Raw genomic sequence first — 3,082 nt, 5'->3', positions numbered from 1 at the left:
GTCCTACGTTACTTGCATTATCAAGCTGTCTTGCTTTATCTGATCTATAAAACGGTTTAAATACAAGGTGTGTTTCCGTATCATCTATACCGGGACCGTTATCCTCAATAATTATAGCTACGGTAGATGAATTATCTTTTGAGGATATCTTAATTTTAGTTCCATATTTTATAGCGTTACCGATTAAATTAGACAAAGCTCTTTCAAAAGAATTCGGCTTAATGCATACTTCTAGTTTATCTAAATTAGTAGATTTTATAAATTCAATATTTACATGTGACCATTTGTTAAAAAAACGTTCCATCCAAGGTAATAATAAAATGTCTTCAAATTCTTCTGTACTTTCACCTTTAGCAAAATCTAAATAAGAATTTATCATTTGCTGCATAGTTAATATATCTTGTTTTAACCCTTCGATTTCTTCGCTTTCTTCCATCAATTCAAGTTGTAGCTTCATTCTTGTTAAAGGAGTTCTAAGGTCATGAGAAATCATAGCAAGCATAGTGGTTTTTTTAGTAATTTGTTTTTCAATACGAGCTTTCATTTTTAAAAAAGCAAGCCCTGCTTTTCTTATTTCTAGGGCTCCTGAAGGTTTAAAATTTTTGCCTTTTAAAACACCTCGACCAAATTTATCCATGCTATCCGCAAGAGTGAGTATTGATTTAATTTGATTTTTGGAGAAAATAATAGAAACAGAAAGTAATATAACAGTTAAAGATATAATCCATAAAACAAATATATATACTGTAGGATTAAGTAGTAACTTTGCAGGAAAAGTAATATATAATACTCCATCTTTTAATTCTAAAAATACTTCAATTTTATTTTCCTTATTTAGTTTAACTATATTTTTTTCATGGATTTTTGTAGCTAAAATATTTTTAAATATAGTTAAAGGTTCACCTAATTTAGGCTGTTTTATAGATAACTTTTTATTAAGCTGAAACTGATAAGATAAATTAAGATAATTTTCCGATAAATGGGTTATCTCTCTTGAATTATTTCTATGTTCTTTAATCAATGATTCTATTTCATTGATAATAATAGTACTAGTATAATATGAAACATTATACCAATGACGATCGTAAAACAAAAATATAGCAACGATTTGTCCTATTAAAATCGGAATGATTATAATAAACATAAACCGTACAAATAATGTTCTCGGTAAAGCATATTTCAAAGAGCTTGATACAAGCGAATTTTTCAAGACTCGTCTGTGCTCACGTATTTTTATACGCTGTGCAGGCTCGCTTTTAAATTTATCTTGTCTGAAGCTCTTTGAAATATGCTGTAATAATTTAGATATAAAGTGTATAGCCCTCATTACGCACGGTTTTTAAATATTTCGGCTCTTTTGGGTTGTCTTCTATTTTGCTTCTTATTCTTGTAATTTGTACATCAATAGAACGCATACTAAGCCCTCCCATTATTTTTGACAGTTCAAAACGACTAGTAGATTTACCGGAATTTTTTATTAATATCTCAAGTAATTTTTGTTCAGTAGAGCTAAGAGATACAATTTGATTATTCTTGGTAAATTCTTTTGTATCAGAATTATAAAAATAATTGCCGAATTTAATTATATTCGCTTCTTTTTTAAAGTTATTATAATTATTGATTAAGTTATTTATCCGAAGTAATAATTCTCTCGGTTCAAAAGGTTTAGTTATATAATCAGAGGCACCGGCTTCAAGTCCTTTAACACGGTCATCGGCTTCCGATAAAGCAGTAAGCATAACTATAGGAATATTATTACCGGCATCCCTTATAGTAGTAGCAAAATCAAGCCCTGTTATTTCAGGTAACATAACATCTAAAATAATTAAATCATAATTAGAAGTTTTTAATAGATTTTTAGCTTCTATGACTGAGCTTGCCGTTGATACTAAAAACGCATTTTTATTTAAAAATTGCTTTAAAAGTGCTAATATTCTGCTATCATCATCAATGATTAAAATATGTGCTTTGTATGTATGCATGTATACTCGTTTAATTTAAAAAAATTGTATTTCACTATTGTCACCCCGTGGCTTGACCACGGGATCTTATGTAGCAGGCTGTGTTCTGAGATCCTGCGATCAAGTCGCGGGATGACGTTAAATACTACTGGATTCCCGCTTTCGCAGGAATGACATAAGAACTACGGCCGTATAGCTCATGACGATTGACAATACTTTAATATAAATATAGGTTAATGACAATGATAAAACTAGAGCAAATTTTTTGGCATGTTTGGATTAACGGTGATTTAGTTCCTTATCAATTTGCAAGGATTCATGTTTTGACTCATAGCCTGCATTATTCAGGATCGGTATTTGAGGGTGAGAGAGCTTATAACGGCAAAGTTTTTAAACTAAAAGAACATACGGCAAGATTAATAAAATCAGCAGAAGCATTAGGTTTGAAAGTACCTTATAATGTAGACGAGATAATAAAAGCTCATGAACTTGTAATAAAACAAAATAATATTAAGGATGCATATATAAGACCGCTTATTTGGTGCGGAGACGAGTCGCTAAATATCACTAATCAGTATTTATCTACTAATCTTTTGATTGCCGGTATTCCATCTATGCCGAGGTCTTTTGAGAAAGGTATAAATTTGCATGTAAGCCGCTGGCGTAAAGCAATGCCTGATAGTACCCCGGTACAATCTAAATCCGTCGCTCAATATAATATGGCAATAACGAGTAAAAAAGAAGCTAAGGCTCTTGGCTATGATGATGCATTATTACTTGATTATGAAGGGTATATTGCTGAATGCACTACAACAAATATTTTCTTTGTTAAAGATAAAATATTATATACTCCAATTGCCGATAGGGTCCTACGTTACTTGCATTATCAAGCTGTCTTGCTTTATCTGATCTATAAAACGGTTTAAATACAAGGTGTGTTTCCGTATCATCTATACCGGGACCGTTATCCTCAATAATTATAGCTACGGTAGATGAATTATCTTTTGAGGATATCTTAATTTTAGTTCCATATTTTATAGCGTTACCGATTAAATTAGACAAAGCTCTTTCAAAAGAATTCGGCTTAATGCATACTTCTAGTTTATCTAAATTAGTAGATT

2 protein-coding genes and 2 pseudogenes are annotated in these 3,082 nt (G+C 30.9%); 1 reads left to right on the top strand and 3 read right to left on the bottom strand.

All coding sequences use genetic code 11. The features are described 5' to 3' along the window. On the bottom strand, nucleotides 1–1,327 hold a 1,327-nt coding region (locus O6R16_RS07610), incomplete at its 3' end, for a palindromic element RPE3 domain-containing protein (RefSeq protein WP_499680668.1). Further along, a complete protein-coding gene (locus tag O6R16_RS07605) occupies nucleotides 1,302–1,982 on the bottom strand; it encodes a response regulator transcription factor (protein WP_499680667.1) in 681 nt (226 codons plus the stop codon). The genes O6R16_RS07610 and O6R16_RS07605, both read right to left, overlap by 26 nt. A gap of 215 nt (nucleotides 1,983–2,197) precedes the next feature. Here O6R16_RS07605 and O6R16_RS07600 point away from each other — a divergent pair. Next, nucleotides 2,198–2,860: pseudogene (locus O6R16_RS07600) on the top strand (aminotransferase class IV); the annotation flags it as partial. Here O6R16_RS07600 and O6R16_RS07595 read toward each other — a convergent pair. After that, a pseudogene (locus tag O6R16_RS07595) lies at nucleotides 2,829–3,082 on the bottom strand (ATP-binding protein); the annotation flags it as partial. The pseudogenes O6R16_RS07600 and O6R16_RS07595 overlap by 32 nt on opposite strands.

The sequence above is a fragment of the Candidatus Rickettsia tasmaniensis genome (genome assembly GCF_036857515.1).
Lineage (GTDB): Bacteria > Pseudomonadota > Alphaproteobacteria > Rickettsiales > Rickettsiaceae > Rickettsia > Rickettsia rickettsii.
Note: the sequence above shows the minus strand (reverse complement) of the source record. Positions and strands in the feature narration are given on the sequence as shown.

Excerpts from the sequence above, each read along its gene's own strand:
- O6R16_RS07605 (WP_499680667.1), bottom strand. The coding sequence starts at position 1,982 with ATGCATACATACAAAGCACATATTTTAATCATTGATGATGATAGCAGA.